This is a genomic window from Reichenbachiella agariperforans, from assembly GCF_900142205.1.
Taxonomy (GTDB): Bacteria; Bacteroidota; Bacteroidia; order Cytophagales; family Cyclobacteriaceae; genus Reichenbachiella; species Reichenbachiella agariperforans.
In genome coordinates this window covers 47,218-64,227 of record NZ_FRAA01000010.1, presented here as the reverse complement: position 1 = coordinate 64,227, position 17,010 = coordinate 47,218, and the positions used below count along the sequence as shown (strand labels likewise).

The 17,010-nt window shown below is 43.9% G+C and carries 14 protein-coding genes and 2 tRNA genes; 7 read left to right on the top strand and 9 right to left on the bottom strand.

Annotation, left to right across the window (positions count from 1 at the left end; translation table 11 throughout):
- The first annotated feature begins 4 nt into the window (after positions 1-4).
- The 3 genes from BUB99_RS18590 to BUB99_RS18580 are packed head-to-tail and all read left to right on the top strand — an operon-like array spanning position 5 to position 3,848.
- A complete protein-coding gene (locus tag BUB99_RS18590; RefSeq protein ID WP_139281096.1) occupies positions 5-1,855 on the top strand; it encodes a toxin-antitoxin system YwqK family antitoxin in 1,851 nt (616 codons plus the stop codon).
- A 6-nt stretch (positions 1,856-1,861) separates the two neighbouring features.
- Positions 1,862-3,430, top strand: coding sequence for an NAD(P)/FAD-dependent oxidoreductase (locus BUB99_RS18585; RefSeq protein ID WP_073125114.1), 1,569 nt, complete (start codon positions 1,862-1,864; stop codon positions 3,428-3,430).
- A gap of 40 nt (positions 3,431-3,470) precedes the next feature.
- Complete coding sequence (locus BUB99_RS18580) at positions 3,471-3,848, top strand: CoA-binding protein (RefSeq protein ID WP_073125266.1); 378 nt, start codon at positions 3,471-3,473, stop codon at positions 3,846-3,848.
- Positions 3,849-4,018: 170 nt separating this feature from the next.
- Here BUB99_RS18580 and BUB99_RS18575 read toward each other — a convergent pair.
- Both BUB99_RS18575 and BUB99_RS18570 read right to left on the bottom strand, forming a co-directional pair.
- Positions 4,019-4,090: transfer RNA gene (locus BUB99_RS18575), tRNA-Glu, on the bottom strand.
- Between the two features lie 42 nt (positions 4,091-4,132).
- A tRNA-Glu gene (locus BUB99_RS18570) sits at positions 4,133-4,204 on the bottom strand.
- A 117-nt stretch (positions 4,205-4,321) separates the two neighbouring features.
- Between BUB99_RS18570 and BUB99_RS18565 the strand changes: the two genes are divergently transcribed.
- The 3 genes from BUB99_RS18565 (at position 4,322) to BUB99_RS18555 (ending at position 6,619) form a co-directional block, all read left to right on the top strand.
- Positions 4,322-5,485 (top strand): hypothetical protein, encoded by a 1,164-nt coding sequence (locus BUB99_RS18565; protein WP_073125112.1) that lies wholly within the window; start codon positions 4,322-4,324, stop codon positions 5,483-5,485.
- A 62-nt stretch (positions 5,486-5,547) separates the two neighbouring features.
- Entirely contained in the window at positions 5,548-6,033 is a 486-nt protein-coding gene (locus tag BUB99_RS18560) for an RNA polymerase sigma factor (RefSeq protein ID WP_073125111.1), read from the top strand.
- On the top strand, positions 6,014-6,619 hold the full coding sequence (locus tag BUB99_RS18555; RefSeq protein ID WP_073125109.1) for a hypothetical protein: 606 nt from the start codon (positions 6,014-6,016) through the stop codon (positions 6,617-6,619). The genes BUB99_RS18560 and BUB99_RS18555 overlap by 20 nt, the downstream gene beginning before the upstream one ends.
- Here the strand turns inward: BUB99_RS18555 and ytxJ are convergent.
- From ytxJ to BUB99_RS18540, 3 genes are all read right to left on the bottom strand, one after another.
- A complete protein-coding gene (ytxJ, locus tag BUB99_RS18550; RefSeq protein ID WP_073125108.1) occupies positions 6,616-6,969 on the bottom strand; it encodes a bacillithiol system redox-active protein YtxJ in 354 nt (117 codons plus the stop codon). The two genes, BUB99_RS18555 and ytxJ, sit on opposite strands and share 4 nt — an antisense overlap.
- Positions 6,970-6,971: 2 nt before the next feature.
- The gene (locus BUB99_RS18545; RefSeq protein WP_073125106.1) at positions 6,972-8,351 is read right to left on the bottom strand and encodes a hypothetical protein; all 1,380 of its coding nucleotides are present in this window, start codon (positions 8,349-8,351) and stop codon (positions 6,972-6,974) included.
- Between the two features lie 156 nt (positions 8,352-8,507).
- Positions 8,508-10,487, bottom strand: a complete 1,980-nt coding sequence (locus tag BUB99_RS18540; protein WP_073125104.1) for an alpha-ketoacid dehydrogenase subunit alpha/beta — start codon at positions 10,485-10,487, stop codon at positions 8,508-8,510.
- A 223-nt stretch (positions 10,488-10,710) separates the two neighbouring features.
- Between BUB99_RS18540 and BUB99_RS18535 the strand changes: the two genes are divergently transcribed.
- Entirely contained in the window at positions 10,711-12,003 is a 1,293-nt protein-coding gene (locus tag BUB99_RS18535) for a M16 family metallopeptidase (RefSeq protein WP_084190666.1), read from the top strand.
- On the opposite strand, the gene BUB99_RS18530 is transcribed toward BUB99_RS18535, so the two are convergent.
- The 4 genes from BUB99_RS18530 to BUB99_RS18515 form a co-directional block, all read right to left on the bottom strand.
- A complete protein-coding gene (locus BUB99_RS18530) occupies positions 12,000-12,635 on the bottom strand; it encodes a thioredoxin family protein (RefSeq protein WP_073125100.1) in 636 nt (211 codons plus the stop codon). The genes BUB99_RS18535 and BUB99_RS18530 overlap by 4 nt on opposite strands.
- 12 nt (positions 12,636-12,647) lie before the next feature.
- Positions 12,648-13,163 (bottom strand): TlpA family protein disulfide reductase, encoded by a 516-nt coding sequence (locus BUB99_RS18525; RefSeq protein ID WP_073125099.1) that lies wholly within the window; start codon positions 13,161-13,163, stop codon positions 12,648-12,650.
- 267 nt (positions 13,164-13,430) lie between these two features.
- Positions 13,431-15,206 (bottom strand): chloride channel protein, encoded by a 1,776-nt coding sequence (locus tag BUB99_RS18520; RefSeq protein WP_073125097.1) that lies wholly within the window; start codon positions 15,204-15,206, stop codon positions 13,431-13,433.
- A gap of 96 nt (positions 15,207-15,302) precedes the next feature.
- Complete coding sequence (locus BUB99_RS18515; RefSeq protein ID WP_073125096.1) at positions 15,303-16,988, bottom strand: M61 family metallopeptidase; 1,686 nt, start codon at positions 16,986-16,988, stop codon at positions 15,303-15,305.
- Positions 16,989-17,010 lie beyond the last annotated feature (22 nt).

The window sequence follows — 17,010 nt, the reverse complement described above, 5'->3', positions numbered from 1 at the left end:
ACGAGTGAGCGAAAAGTGGAAATATCAGGTATTGATGGGCGTTGGGCTGCTGCTGGCGCTCCGAGGTTTGGGCCAGGAGGTCGAGCGAAAGACCTACTATGACCAATCCAAGACGGCTGTCAAGGAGGTGTTCTTCGTCAACGATACGATAGAAAATAAACTCAAAGGACCCTATCAGTCCTACTACCTCTCTGGTAAAGTCAAATCAGAAGGCGAGTATCTTTATAACCTCGCGACGGGGGACTGGGTGTATTACTTTGAGAATGGCAATATCCGAAATACGGGGTCTTTTTATCTAGGCAAGTCTGTAGGGATTTGGACTTATTATTTTGAGAATGGCAACAAGCGGTCAGAGGGGATTCTTGAAGACAATCAGCGTGCGGGTTCATGGACGTTCTACTACGAAGATGGAGGACTCAAAAGCGAAGGGGTGTACATCAATGGCAAGAAAGATGGAATTTGGAACTTCTACTACGAGGGTGGTTCGCTGAAGGCTCAGGCCATATTCAAAAACGGCAGAGGACAGTACAAAGAATTTTATGTCTCCGGAAACCTGAAAATGGAGGGGCTCAATCGTGAGGGGAAGAGCGACAGCCTGTGGGTGTATTACTTCGAATCAGGTGAGATGATGGCCGAGGGGTATTACAAGCAAGGGGTGAAAACAGGTCCATGGAAGTACTATTTCAAGAATGGAGAAATCTCTGCGCAAGGCGGGTATGAGGGAGGAAAAACAATCGGAAACTGGATCTACTACTATGAAAATGGTGAAAAGAGTGCTGAGGGATTGCAAAAGAATAGTCAGAAGGATGGATACTGGAAGATGTTCTATGAGTCTGGTGAGATGAAGGGGATCGGGGAGTTCGATGAGGGGACAGGTGAGTACAATGAGTACTATCTAAGCGGAAAACTCAAAGTCAATGGGCATTTTAGGGATGGTGTAAACGATGGGCGTTGGACCTATTTTGATGAAGAAGGGAATATAGAAGGTGAAGCGCAGTTCTTGGATGGTCTTGGGGATTATCAGGGGTATTATCTGGATGGAAATTTGAAGATGACGGGTAAGATTGCAGGGGGACGCAGAGTCGGAGAGTGGACCTTGTACAAGAAAAATGGAGAGATAGCGGGGAAGTACCATCCAGTCTATCAGGACGATAATCCGGTTTTCCTTACCGAAGAAAAACTAAATGATGGTCGCAATGATGAGGACTATGATAAACCAGAATACCGACACAAAAAGAAAGCACCGAGGAATTTTACCCCAGTGGTCAATGAGTACAAAGGAGTGATCTTAGCGACCAATCCATTGCTGACTTTTGTGGGGTATGCGCCGTTTTCGGTGGAGTACTACATACAGGAGCGACTGGGGTACGAACTGCTCTACGCCTATCACCGCAGCCCTTTTTATTCCTCTTTTGATGGCGTGGAAAACGAAGACGTATTTACTTCTGGTCATCGTATTCAGTTCAAACAAAAGTTTTACCGTCTGGATCAAAAACACGGGATGATTTATTTTGGTCATTTGATAGGATTCGAATGGGATAGACACAGTACTCAGTCCGCTAACCCTACGAGCGGAGGACGGGAAACCACGGTTTTGAATGAAGAAAAATACTACTATGGTCTGCAAGTGGGAGATCGCTGGATGGTAAATCCTGGTAACGCTGGTTTTACCATTGATGCGTATTTTGGGCTCGGAATAGGCTATCGAAATATTGATAAAAAATATACAGACCCTAGTTTTGACGATGTCTTTTCTAATCAGGGGAAAGAGGGAGTGTACGTGCCAATTTTTTTTGGGATTAATATCGGATACTTAGGATTCAAAAAATACCAAACCAACGGGCCAGTTAGATAAGGAAACATGACGAAGATTTTAAACTATAGACTCAAGCCAGAAATCGCGCTGGACGAGGCGAATTTTGCTGCTTTTGTGACCAACAAACTAGGTGCAGAGGCTCACTGGAAATTGCTCAAGCGCTCCATCGATGCGAGGAGTCGTCGTGTACAGGTCAATGTAGAGATAGCACTATCCGAGGCAGGTGAAGATCCAAGGCCTTTTGCGTATCAAAAGCCACAAAACAATGTGGCAGACAAATCAGAGGTGATCATCGTTGGAGCAGGGCCAGCTGGGTTGTTTGCAGCGATGCGCTGTATCGAACTGGGCGCGAAACCTATCGTGCTAGAACGTGGCAAGGATGTCCAAGCTCGCCGTAGAGATCTAGCTGCCATCAACAAGGAGCATAAGGTGAATCCAGACTCTAACTACTGTTTTGGTGAAGGAGGGGCAGGGACTTACTCAGACGGAAAACTCTATACCCGATCCAAAAAACGAGGAGATGTCACGCGTATCCTAGAGATACTGGTGGCGCATGGCTCTCAGGAGGATATCCTAGTAGACACGCATCCGCACATCGGTACCAACAAGCTGCCCAAAGTAATAGAAGACATCCGAGGGACGATTCTATCCCGTGGAGGAGAGATTCGTTTTGATACGCGTGTGGAGGATTTCGTGATCCGTGAGGGAGAGATGAAAGGTGTGAAAACACAGGATGGTAGTATCATCGAAGGAATAGGCGTGATCCTAGCCACGGGACATTCTGCAAGAGATATTTTTCGATTGCTCCAGACTTCTGGGGTCAAGATCGAATCTAAGCCCTTTGCGCTTGGATTGCGGGTGGAGCATCCGCAGGTAATCATCGATCAGATTCAGTATCACTGCGATACGAGAGGGGAGTATTTGCCTGCTGCGAGCTATAGTTTGGCAACTCAGACGCAGTTTGATCAGGTGCAGCGTGGAGTATTTTCGTTTTGTATGTGTCCGGGAGGATTCATCGTACCTGCTGCTACCGCAGATGGTGAGGTGGTCGTCAACGGCATGAGTCCATCCAAGCGCGATTCGAAGTTCGCCAACTCAGGTATCGTCGTGGCGGTAGAGAACGAAGATCTCAAGGCCTACGAGTCGGAGGGAGATTTCAAAGCCTTGGCGTTCCAAACCGAAGTAGAGCAAAATGCCTGTGCTATTGCTGGAGGGACGCAATCCGCACCCGCACAGCGTTTGGTGGATTTCGTCAAGGGAAAAACGTCAACCAACTTGCCGGACTGTTCGTATCAACCAGGGTTGACGGCCGTCAATATGCGGGAGTTTTTGCCAGAATCGATCTATATGCGTCTCCGTGATGGGTTCAAGAGTTTTGGACGAAAGTCAAAAGGCTACTACACCAATGAAGCACAAGTGCTCGGTGTGGAGAGTAGAACGTCGTCTCCTGTACATGTGCCGAGAAATCGCGAGACACTAGAACATATAGAGGTCAAACGTTTGTTTCCATGTGGTGAAGGTGCTGGCTATGCGGGTGGTATTATGTCGGCAGCTATCGATGGAGAGAAGTGTGCGGAGAAACTGATCGAAGCGTATTTGGATACTAGAACATAGACGTTTAGACCCAAGAGTCAAGAACCAAGATGAAAGAATGATGACAGAACAGAAGAAATTAACGGCAGTACTGGGTGCAAGCACCAATCCCACGCGCTATGCATATTTGGCAGCTGAGCGATTGCACCAGCACGGGCACCCGATCAAACTGGTATCTATTAAGAAAGGCGAGTTGTTTGGTGAGCCGTTTCAGGACTTGCGCCAAAAGCCAGAGTTGGAAGGGGTAGATACAGTGACGCTCTACATCGGGAGTGATAATCTGCCCGAGTGGCAAGACTACATCCTCAGCCTCCGTCCCAATCGCATTATCTTTAATCCTGGTACCGAGAATGTGGAGTTGTCCAAGGCAGCACAAGCGCAAGGCATAGAAACGGTCGAGGCTTGCACGCTGGTGATGTTGGGGACGGGACAGTTTTAGGATCAGTCGCCATTTCTGGGGGTAAAAACAATAACGAATTTCGAACAATGAATCTTGAATCACGAAGTGATCTACTACCTCTCCCCCAGAAATACAGGGTGATCCCTGATCCTCGTTTGTTTCTAATTATGTTAAAACAAAAAAAAACCACTCAATTGAGTGGTTTTTTGTAGTCCGTAGGGGAATCGAACCCCTGTTACCAGGATGAAAACCTGGCGTCCTAACCCCTAGACGAACGGACCATTACTTGCATAAAAAGAGCGACGTTTGAAAGCCGCTTTTTGTAGTCCGTAGGGGAATCGAACCCCTGTTACCAGGATGAAAACCTGGCGTCCTAACCCCTAGACGAACGGACCATTTTGTAATGGACTGCAAAGATAGATTTCCTTTTCTATTTTGCAAATTTGGGTTTTAACTTTTTTAAATATTATGTAATTATTTTTCAATTCACATCTCTGAGTTAAGTTTAAACCATGAATTTGATTGAAGTCACTACCCCCGAATTGGAAAAAGAGTTCGTTTTGTTTCCCGTAAAACTTTATCAGGACTGTCCGTTTTGGATTCGACCGTTGGATAAGGACGTGAAGCTGGTTTTTGATCGGAAGAAAAATCCTACTTTTAATCATGGAGCGTGTGTGAGATGGTTGCTACAGCGAGAGGGGCAAACGATAGGTAGAATCGCGGCGTTTGTCAATAACAAGACGGCAGTCAAGGATAATGACCAACCTACAGGCGGCTGTGGGTTCTTCGAATGTATAGATGATCAGCAGGCAGCCAATATGCTGTTTGATGCGGCTAGAGATTGGCTGGCTGAGATCGGGATGGAAGCCATGGATGGACCAGTCAATTTTGGCGATAGAGATAAGTGGTGGGGGCTGCTCGTAGATGGTTATACTATCGAGCCAAACTACCAGTGCAACTATCATTTTCCATATTACAGAGAGTTGTTTGAGAACTATGGGTTTGAGGTGTATTTCAAGCAATTTACGTTCATTCGAAAGACTTTTGATCCGTTTCACCCACGCGTACAGCATAAGGCAGATCTATTGAGCAAAGACCCTGATTATTCGTTTGAGCATATGCGTATCAAGCAACTGGATAAGTATGCGGAGGATTTTAGGGTCGTATATAATCAAGCTTGGGCGAATCATGACGGAGTGGTAGAGATGACGAAAGACGAATCAGCGGCCATCATGAAGCAAATGAAACCAATCTTGGATGAGAAAATCATCTGGTTCGCTTATTATAAGGGAGAACCGGTGGCTTTTTATGTCAATTTACCTGAGGTCAATCAGATATTCAAGCATGTGAATGGCAAGCTGAACTGGGTCGGTAAAATCAAATTTGTACTTCATAAACTGTTTAAAACTAACAAGAAAATGTTAGGGTTGGTGTTTGGCGTAGTGCCGGCGCATCAAGGCAAAGGGCTCGACGGAGCGCTGGTCATGGCCACTGCCAAAATGGTGCAGCAAGACTACAAGCGCTATCCAATTTTAGAGATGAATTGGATTGGAGATTTTAACCGAAAAATGATTTTAGTTGTCAAACAGATCGGTGGTGATATCGGCAAAACACACCATACCTATCGCTATCTTTTTGATCGAGAAAAACCTTTTGCGCGAATGCCTATCAAGTAATTGCCGATCGTTGTAATACCGTAGCAATAGTTGCTACTAATGAAGTGAACTTAAATAGTTGAATGAAATCTGATTTCCAGCCTTTCTTAGAAGAACATCACCGCATCATAGCGAAGGTGTGCAGAATCTATACCGATACGGCGGAAGATTTTAATGACTATTATCAGGAGTGTGTTATTCAGTTGTGGAGGTCTTTTGATTCGTTTCGTGGCGCTTCTAAGCTCTCGACGTGGGTCTATAGAGTCTGTCTTAATGTCTGTCTTTCACAACTCAGAAATAAGAAAAAAATCGTATCAGTGGCTCGGGAGCAGTTGCCCGATATCGCTGAAGAAAAGGATGTCGTAGAGGAGGAGCAGTTGAGTATGCTGTACAAGGCAATCAAGCTACTCAAAGAGTCGGATAGAGCGGTGATACTGCTCTATCTGGAGGAGAAAAGTTATAAAGAAATGGCAGAAATACTGGGTATCACCGTGACCAACGTGGGCGCAAAAGTCAATCGAGTGAAAAACCAGTTAAAGAAAATAATCGATGGAAGAACTGGATATTAAGCAGATATGGAAGCAAGGAGGGAATCAGGAGCGGTTTAGCTATTCTGAGGAGGCGATTGATGCGATCATCAAGCAGCAGCCCCAAAACATTGTGTCCAAATTCGTGAAAACCTTGCGCATAGAGCGATGGGCTAATCTGATAGTGCTGTCACTCATAGGAGTGTACTTGAGCTATGTGCAATACTGGGTGGCTGCTGGTGTATTACTTCTGATCAATTTCGGTTTTTTCTACTATTATCATATTTTGATTCAAAAGCTAGATCGGAAATTTATAGATAATAATGTTGTTCAGTACCTCAACGAGGTGCACCAGAGTATTTGTAGGTTTATTACGCATTTTAAGATCACACTTGTGGTGATAGGAATTGCCTCATTCTTACTCGGTTTTTATTTGGGCTATATCCAACACGATGATTTCGAAGCGATGTTGGATACCGTGTCTATGTGGAAATGGATATGGGCAGGAGTTGTGATTGCCGGGAGTTTGGTTTTTGCCTATTATATGTTCTACTATATGTATGGCAAGAAGGCTCAGCAGATCAAAAAGATGGTGGAGTCTCTAAACAACGAAGAAACCGAGATTTAAGCTGGGCTTAAATCTTTGGCTATTTTGATGATATCGTTGTAGGAGATGCCCATGTGAGAGTTGTTGTAGATGGCTTTGCCGTCTGAGATGACTACTACTTGTGGAGACTGGTGTTCTACGCCCAGTTGTGCTGCGATGGCACTCGATACATCTCGGTGAGCGATTAGGTCTAGATAGTATGGTGTCAAAGGCTGTGCTTCTTCTAGATTCCATGAGCGCTCTAATCTATTGAGAGCCATGCTACTAATGCTACAGCGTGTACTGTGTTTGAATATCAAGACGGGGTTTTCGTGTGATGCATTAATAAGATCCGTCAGTTGTGCTGTAGATGTTAGTGTTTCCCAGTTCATAATTAATTGTTCCAAATGTCTTTTTCGTCTTTGTCAAATTTGGCTTTGCCAACTTTGTCCTTAACCGCATCCGGTTGCGTTTGGTTCCCGAACATGCGTACCCACGATACATTTAGTTTTCTTTTGGTATCTCGTACGACTCTGCTGTCGTCCCCTTTGGCAGAGAGGTGTCTAGCACTCGGGTGCATGTCACTTGTTTTTCGGAGTTTTCGAACCTTACCTGTGTAAGTGGCTAGCTGATAATTGGGTGAGTTGCGTACGGATTTATCCGTTTGTTTTTTATAGCTCTTGATGCTTTCGTTGTGTTGTCCTGCTGTATTTGGTTGACTGTATGTTGGTTTGACTGTTTTTGGTCCTAGTGATTTTTGGGCGGGTTGCTTTTTGTATTTCGCTCTGTCAATGATCAGGTTGACATTCGTCAAAAATCCACTTTTTTGGTTGTTAGCAGTTGCTTTGGCATAGTCTGGCGGGATAGAATACCGTGGGGATACTTTTCGGTAGGGGACATCACCGGCGTTGTTTCTCGTGTAGCGTGGGCGTACACGTGTGCCGTGACCAAATTCCCCAGCATTCTCTTTCGAAAACCTCGGTTTGATGTTCTTTTTCTTGTATTCACCTGCGTTATTCTGTGTGAATCTTGGATTGACAACTATTTTATGTCCGACTTGTCCTGCATTCTCTTGCGTGAACCGTGGATTAATCACGATTTTGTGTCCTACTTCACCTGCATTTTCTTGCGTAAATCTAGGACTCACTTTCATCTTGTGACTAATCTGGCCAGAATTCTGCTGGCTAAATCTTGGTTGAATCTTCTTTTGACGTCCATAGTTGCCTGCATGCTCTTGTGTAAATCGTGGATTGACGGACATTTTGTGGCTGATTTGACCTGCATTCTGCTGGCTAAATCGGGGCTGTATTTTTTTGCTTCGACCGTAGTTACCCGCATGCTCTTGAGTAAATCGTGGACTGATTTTCCACTTGTGACCAACCTGTCCAGCGTTTTCTTGTGAGTAGCGTGGACTTACTTTGAATTTTCTTTTGGATTGTCCCGCATTGTTTTGGCTGTACCGCGGATTGACTTTGATGCCACGTCCAGATTGTCCCGCATTCTCTCTAGAGTAGCGAGGCTGAACCGCGTATCTTGATTTAGATTTTTGTGGTTTGCTGAACTTAGGGTTGATCTTTCTGGCTTTGTGATCACCTGCCACGTTTTTTGAAAACTTAGGTTTATCTGCTTTGACTACAGAGGGTTTGCCTTGTGCCTTTGATTTTTTTATACGTTTTTTAAAAGGAGAGAAACCTTCCCTTTTCTTTGAGTGGGTCTTCAGCTTGTTGCGGTCTTCTAATAGCTGTGCATAGGAGTTCTCTGTTGCCAGTAACATGACAACTATTCCTATGATCAAAATGAGAAGATTTCGTTTGTTCATTAATTATTCTACTACACCCACTAACACAACGGAAAGTTAGTAAATAAATTTAAGCCTGTGGTTGTAAAACATCTATCTAGCATGACGAATGACTGGGTATGTAACTAATGATCAAAACTGATGCAGCTCGATGAGCTTTTCTTTGAAGCGATTTTTAGGTAGGAAATTGTCTTCCAAGCTCTTTGCAAAGGGGACAGGGGTGTCCAGACTGCCCTCCCTCATCACAGGTGCATCTAGGGATAGAAAGCAGTACTCTCCTATCCAAGCAGCGATTTCTGCACCGATTCCACCCGTTAGGTTGTCTTCATGTAAGATGATGGCCTTGCCTGTTTTCTTGATGGATTGCTCTACCGTTGTTTTGTCCCAGGGAACTAGCGTTCTCAGGTCAATCAGATCGGCCTCTATGTCATCTAGTTCGTCTAGGATGTCCATCGCCCAATGTACACCCATGCCATAGGTGATGATTGTGAGGTCTTCTCCTTTTGAGATATACTTTGCCTTGCCTACTTCCACGGTGTAGTAGTCTTGCGGTACATTTTGCGTTTTCGAGCGATAGAGTGCTTTGTGTTCGAAGTATAGGAATGGATTAGTTTCCTCTATGGCTGCATTCAAGAGGCCTTTGGCGTCATAGGGATTGGAAGGGTAGACTATTTTAAGCCCAGGCGTGTGAAAAAACCATGCCTCTGTGGACTGAGAGTGATAGGGGCCTGCACCTACGCCCGCACCTGTAGGCATTCTCACGACTACATCTGCGAGTTGTCCCCAGCGGTAGTGGCTCATGGCGATGTTGTTTACGATTTGATTGAATCCGCAAGTTACGAAATCCGCGAACTGCATCTCTACCACAGCTTTCACGCCTTGAATAGAGAGGCCTAACGCTGCTCCTAATACAGCTGATTCGCAAATAGGCGTATTTCGGATTCTGTTCTTACCGAATGTCTCCACGAGCCCTTCTGTGACCTTGAACACTCCGCCATATTCAGCAATATCCTGTCCCATTATTACGAGTTCGGGATAGCGTATTAGGCTTTGTTTTAATCCCTCGGATATGGCATCTACGAACCGTAAGGTGTTTTTTCGTCTGGATTTAGGAATCGTGATTTTAGGTTGGTAAGACGCAAACAGGTCATTTATCTCTTTGTTGGTTTCTGCTTTGACCAGTTCTTCTTCGTTGGCGAGATTGATTGCTTCGCTGATCTGTTGATTGAGCTCAGATTTGATCGCTTCGCTTTTCTCCTCAGAGAGAATTTTCTTATCCTTTAGAAAAGATTCGAAATTACTAATAGGATCTTTTTTGCTCCATTCTTCTATTAGACCCTCGGGGTAGTATTTTGTCCCACTAGCCTCTTCATGTCCGCGGATTCTAAAAGTCATACATTCGATGAGGATGGGTTGGGGTTGCTGACGTATGGTCTCTGCTGCTTCTTGGACAGTGTGATAGACTTCTAGAAGGTTGTTGCCATTGGCTTGGCGGGTTTGTATACCGTACCCTGGTCCTTTCTGAGCAAAGGTCTTCATGTTGAACTGTTCGCTGCTCGGTGTGGAGAGTCCCCAGTGGTTGTTTTCGATGAGGAATATAACGGGTAACTGCCATACCGCTGCCAGATTGAGTGCCTCATGAAAATCTCCTTCACTTGCTCCTCCGTCTCCTGAAATGACCAGTGTGGCTTTTTGCTGTCCTTTGAGCTGGTGTGCGAGTGCTATACCATCTGCTACACCGAGTTGTGCGCCGAGATGAGAGATCATACCGACGAGGTGGTGTTCTTTTGATCCAAAATGAAAGGAGCGGTCTCTGCCTTTGGTGAATCCGCTGACCTTACCTTGGAACTGTGCAAAAAGCCTGTGAAGTGGAACTTGGCGTGTTGTGAATATGCCTAAGTTGCGGTGCATCGGCAGGATGTACTCGTCCTCTGTCATCGCCAGTGTTGCACCGACAGAGATGGCTTCTTGCCCATAGCCCGAAAACCACTTGGAGATTTTGCCCTGACGAAGTAGGATTAGCATTTTGTCTTCTATGAGCCTGGGCAGCAACAGCGACCTGTACATAGATAGTAATTCGGACGGGTTTAGTTTTTTTATGTCAAATTTCATCAGAACCTGCTTCAAACGGGTTGGGGCTTCATTGGTCTAAGTAATGCGTCTGGGACGAGGGATTTCTTGTTTGGTCATCCCTTTCCAATCACTTTGTGTGATATCTTCTCCTTTAACTTTATGCATTAATATGGTAAGTGCTTCACTTAAATCAGAAGCAAATTTAATTATAGGTGGCTATACCTGTCCTTTTCCAAGAGTTTTTGTCATAAAATTTAGAAGTATGCGGTTAAGTCGAAATGGATTCTATTTTTGCAGCGAACGAAAGGAAACTATGGAGTATCAGCGGTTTGAATTAGAGAATGGATTAAAGGTGATTGTGCACGAGGATCATACGACGAAAGTAGCAGTACTTAACTTGATGTACGATGTAGGGTCGCGTGACGAAGATCCTGAGCAGACGGGGTTTGCCCATTTGTTTGAGCATCTCATGTTTGGCGGATCGGAAAATATAGATTCCTTCGATGAGCCGCTTCAGAAGGTAGGAGGTAATAATAATGCCTTTACGAGTGCGGATATGACCAATTACTATATTACCATTCCATCTAATAATCTCGAGACGGCATTTTGGTTGGAGTCAGACCGGATGAATTCTCTCTCGTTTGATCCAGAAGTGCTCGAGGTGCAGCGCAAGGTCGTGATCGAGGAGTTTAATCAGCGCTATTTGAATCAGCCCTATGGCGATGCTTGGTTGAAACTGAGACCGTTGGCCTATCAGAAGCATCCCTACAGATGGGCGACCATTGGGAAGGAGATTTCTCATATCGAAAACGCAACGATGGAAGATGTGAAGGCATTTTTTCATAAATACTACATCCCTAATAATGCAGTCTTAGTGGTGGCTGGTGACGTGACGTTCGATCAAGTAAAGTCACTCACTGAGAAGTGGTTTGGCCCCATCCCAGCTGGGAAACCATATCATCGTGACTTGCCTGTTGAACCGAAGCAGGCAGAGGCTAGGAGTATTCATACAGAAGCTGACGTGCCTTTAGATGTTTTCTATAAGGTGTATCATATGGATGCAAAGTTCGGGGCGAACTATCATACACACGATTTACTGAGTGATGTACTGGGTAGAGGGAAGTCGTCGAGGCTTTACAATGCGCTCGTCAAAGGGAAGGCGGTACTCAGTGCTGTCTCGGCCTATATTACTGATTCTACAGACGCAGGATTGCTGGTAGTCTCTGGGAAACTCAAAGAAGGAGTGACTTTCGAGGAAGTGGATGAGTTGGTGGAGGAAGAGGTTGAGCTTTTGATCAGTGAAGGATTAGAACCAGGAGAGTTAGATCGTGTCAAAATGCACGCAGAGTCGTCACATGTTTTTTCAGAAGTCGAAGTGCTAAACCGTGCCATTAATTTGGCTTACTATACGATGTTAGGAAACACAAGCCTAATAGACGAAGAAGTAGATAGAATTAATGCGGTGACTGAAGAAAGCGTGGTGGCTGAAGCAAAAAAAGTGTTGAACAAAACAAATTGCTCAACACTGTATTATCATTCCAAACCAAAAGCCTAAGCTTCTTTCCATTTGATGGTGCAGCCTATGGCTTTGGTAGAGGTTGTACTGACTGGTTTGTTAGCGAGTAGTGCATCTACGGCATTTTCTACATATTTGTCGGTTGCTGATTTTTCATCTCTGGCATTGTTATCAATAGCGCCGATATACTTTACTTGGAGATTTTTCTTGTTTTTTTCTAGCACGTATACATGCGGAGTTTTGGTTGCGCCATAGGCAGTCGCAATCTCCTGTGATTCGTCATATAGGTATGGGAAAGAGTATTCGCCTGCATTTGATGTCTTGACCATTTCTTCAAAAGAATCTCCAGGCTGTTTGGTCATGTCGTTAGAGTTGATGGCGAGTACTGGGTAGCCTTTGCTTGCATATTTTTGGTTGAGTGCTTCGATACGGCTTTCGTATAGTTTTGAATATGGACATGTATTGCAGGTGAATACTACGATGAAGCCTTTAGCTGATTGGTAATCTGCTGGAGATACCATTTTCCCATCAACGTTCTTGAGTTGAAACGAAATAGCTTGATCTCCTACTTTATAGCCTTCTGCTTTGGGTGTGTTGGCTAAGGTATAATTGAATAATACGAAGCAAAGAAAAGCTGTAGCTGCTGAGCGGATAAAGATGGATTTTTTCATGAGATGTATGGTTTATTGGATAAAATCAAGGTAAGCCTTTTCTAGCTCTCCTTCTTTGAATTCTTTTTCGAGGAATGTCCTTTTCTCATTACGCGCATCCACAATCAATGTTGCGGGGATTGCGCCACTCCATGACGGATCGATTCGATCTATAAACGAATTGTAGTCTGTTTCGTCGAGCAGGTAGAGCTTAGATTTTAGATTTTTTTTCTCTGCGAATTTTTTCACTTTGGAGTCTAGATTTTGAACGAAATCCATACTAACGAGAATGACCTCTGTAGGAGAGTTTTTGTACTTATCTAATAAATCTTCAAACTGTGGTAGTTCTTTGACGCATGGAGCGCACCAAGTGGCCCAAAAATTAATGACTCGTATGGGTGCATTTTTGTCAGTGATGATTTGATGGAGTTGATCAAATTTGATGACTTGTATTTCTTGAGCGGGCAACAGTCGAGAACTGGTTAATAGTAGTGTGAGAAGTACTAATCCCGTGATTGTCTTAGGTTTATGTTTTGATACTTTTAGCATAACTATAAAGTTAGGGAATTATTACGGCATCTTTTCCTTGATGAAAAGTAAAGGAGATTACTTTTTGGGTGTAATATGTGTTTTGTGATAAAATCGTGGATTTTGATTTTTATCCACAATTAAAGGAGTTATCCACATTGATGTGGTAAATGTTATTATACGTATTGTTTTAGCCTGTTTTGTTTCTTTTGAAAATAGAGTAGTGTGGATAAAAATAAATGTTTTTAAATACGACTGTTGCAGATATTTGAATATTTATATTTTATACTATTCTTTGTCGTTTGAGATTAGTCTAGTTCTGTAGGCATTGAATATCCTTGATTTGGATAGGAAACCTAGATATTTTCCATTTTCTATAACGGGGAGGTTCCACGCTTGTGTGATTTCGAACTTGTTCATGACCTCTTCCATAGAGTCGTCGGGGTTGACCTCTGCTGGAGGGAGTTGCATGACTTGTTTGACAATGATCGATTTTCGTTTCTCTTCATCAAACATACGATCCCTGATGTCATCTAGCGTTACTATTCCCTCTAGACCTTGTTCATAATTCAATACAGGGAAGATGTTGCGTTTGGACTTTTTGACGAGTTTGATGAGGTCGTCTAGTGATGCGTCGTACTTGATGCTGAGTAGGTCAGACTCGATTAGTTTGCGCATATTCATTTGACTCAGTACCTGCCTATCCTTGTCATGTTGTATTAAATCCCCTTTCTCGATCAGTGGTTTAGTGTAGAGGGAGTAAGGTTCAAAATAATTGATCGTGGTAAATGAAATGGCCGACACGAGCATCAGAGGTACGAATAATTCATATCCCCCTGTAATCTCGGCAATCAAGAATATAGCAGTCAAGGGTGCGTGGAGTACGCCACTCATAACGCCGCACATGCCTACCAAAGTGAAGTGACTTTGGTCTATCTGTACGGGGAATATATAGTTGATCGTGCGTGCAAAAAGGTAGCCGCCGATTCCTCCCATGAACAAAGAAGGGGCGAATATTCCTCCACTACCGCCAGCACCGATAGTGAGTGCAGAAGCGACTGGTTTGATAACTAAGATTGCAAAAAGCAGGGCGATGACGATCAGAGTCTTGTCTGATTCGCCGTAGATAAGACTTTCGTCAAAAATAACAGCGTCGTTTCCGTTGAGGAGGTTCAAAATAACGTTATAACCTTCACCGTATATCGGAGGGAAAGCAAATATGATCAGCGCCAAGCCGAGCCCTCCTAGTAAGGCTCGATTGAGATCATTTTTTATTTTTTCTACGGCATTTTCTACCAGATAAGTAAGACGAGTGAAATGTACGGAGATGATACCGCATGCAATTCCTAGAAGTATATAAAAGTGGATGTGTTCGGGTTTGAACGCGTCCTGTAGTTTGAAACTGAATAGTAACTCTCTACCGAGTAAGGTGTAAGAGACCATAGACCCTACCACCGAGGATATTAGTATAGGGATGAACTTGTTAATGGTGACATCTGTCAAAATAACCTCGATAGCAAAAATAACTCCCGCAATAGGAGAGTTGAATATAGCTGCAATCGCACCAGAAGCACCGCAAGCGATGAGCAAAGTACGTTTCTTGTAGTTCATGTGTGTGAGCCTACCCAGGTTGGAGCCTATGGCAGATCCTGTCACGACGATAGGCGCCTCTAGTCCCACTGATCCTCCAAAACCTACTGTGATCGTACTCGTGATCATTCGGGTGTAGGTCATGGTGCGTTTGACCACACTAGACCTTTTAGAGATGTAGTAGAGGATTTTGGTAATCCCATGCCCCATCTTGTCCTTTAGAATATATTTAGATACTAGTACAGTTAAGAAAATCCCTATGACCGGATAGACCATGTAGAGAATATTGAGGTCGTTGTTGACTCGTATGTCGTGGAGTACATGTTGGAGTAGATGCACTGCACTCTTTAAAGTCACCGCTGCAAAACCTGAGACCAAACCTACAATTCCACTAAGGATAAGGATGAAATTGTTATTACTGATGTGCTTTAGTCTCCAGACCAGAAACTTTACCAACAAGTCCCTAAAATTCATTTGACCTATTTATTTTCTTAAACATTGGGGTTCGGGAGGGAAGTGTGATGCAAAGCTACAGTTAAGATGTTTAGCCCGAAACTTATATGTGATTAATTACGTTTTTAGCCAGCTTTTTTTCATGCTTATTTGTGTGTCGCTCGGAGATTCTTGGTCTTCGATGCGGTAGAAGCCAAAGTATCGGGAGTTGTTGATAGGGATGGAGATGGTTTGACGGATCGAATTTCGTTTAATCTCCAATTGAACAACCCCTTCTTGGAGCACTGTCTCGGAATTGAAATCCTCACCGTTGATTTGGAGTACAGTGTCACCTATGGATAGTAGGGAGTAGGCGGGGCTGTCTTTGGTGATTTCTATGATCTGCTTTTCCTCCAATGCTACTCCAGTTTTGGCCGTGAAGTCTATTTTGTGTTGTTGAGGGGTGATGTTACAACCGACTAGTTCTAGCGTCTCGGCTAGGATAGACTCTAGTGGAGTGGTTGTTTCAAGTAGCGTTTTTGCGAGCGAAAGGAGTGTTTCTCCTCCAGTCATTGCTAGGACTTGGTAGACATCTGCTTTGCTATAGCCACCCTGATCGTAGGTGTATCTGTCATACAACTGATGAATTACGTCTAGCAAGCTTGCTTTTTGCGTCGTGAAATGTAGGATCTGAATATCCAATATGAGCGCTACCAGTGCACCTTTTACATAGATAGAAACTTCTTTTGCAGGTATGCTTTTTTTGTATCCATCTACCCATAGGTTTCTTGATGACTCGATTAGGCTACTTTCGAATCTGCCGTAGTTTTGGAAATGTCGCTGTAGGAGCGTGTTGATTTCCTTGTAGTAATCAGTCGTAGAGAAGACCCCAGACTGTTTCAAGAACAAGTCTCCGTAGTAAGTAGTGAAGCCCTCAGCGACAAAGCCTGTTTCAAAAATCGTTTCTCTTGTTAGGTCATATGGCGACATCTCTTTAGGGCGGATGCGGCAGATATTCCAGATATGGAAGAGCTCGTGAGAAGCTACTCCCAGTAGATTTTCTTTATAGGTTTCTTTGCTGGTGTCATCGTTGGGGCCTAATACTAGTACGGTAGAGTTTTGATGCTCTACCCCATGGTAGTGTTTGTAATCTAGCGATTGGATGAGAAAGTAGTATTCGGGAGCTGGATAGTCGCCCATCGCTTCAATTTGTCGACGTGTGAAGCTTTCGAAATCTGCTAGCACTTGTTGCTCGTCTAGTGGATGGTCTCCTATGAAACAGATATAGAAAAGGTGTTCTGCTACCGTGTAGGTTAGGATGTTGAGGCTCTTGCTAGCGATCAAAGGAGAGTCTGCTAGTTGGTAGAAGCTTTCTGCTTCTAATGAAATATTTGTCCCAAGTGAACAGGCGATTTTGTAATCTTTTGGGAGGTCAAGGTCGATGTGGTAGGGCTGCTCGTTCGTTTGTTTTTGGAAGAATATGCAATTGATAAAGTTGATGTAGACCTGCGTTTCGTCTACCCACGAATTGCCAGCGTCCATTTTATATGCATAGTAGGTGTAGTGCAGGGTGATTGTTTGGTCAGCGGGGTTGTTGACAGACCATGTATTGGAGGCTGTTTTTTGCCAAGGTAAGGGGAGCCCCTTTTCGTTGGTAACCCTGAAGTCTAAAATATTGTCGGCAAAAGATGCAAGTTCGTATCGGCCAGGTCTCCATTTGGCGAGGGAGAAATCTTGAGGACCTTTAGGAACTAAGTCAAAGGTGGCAGAAAGGTGTAAAAGATGTGAAAGTGGATTAGGAATAGAGATGCGACAAGAGATCATAAAATATATATTTTTGCAAATA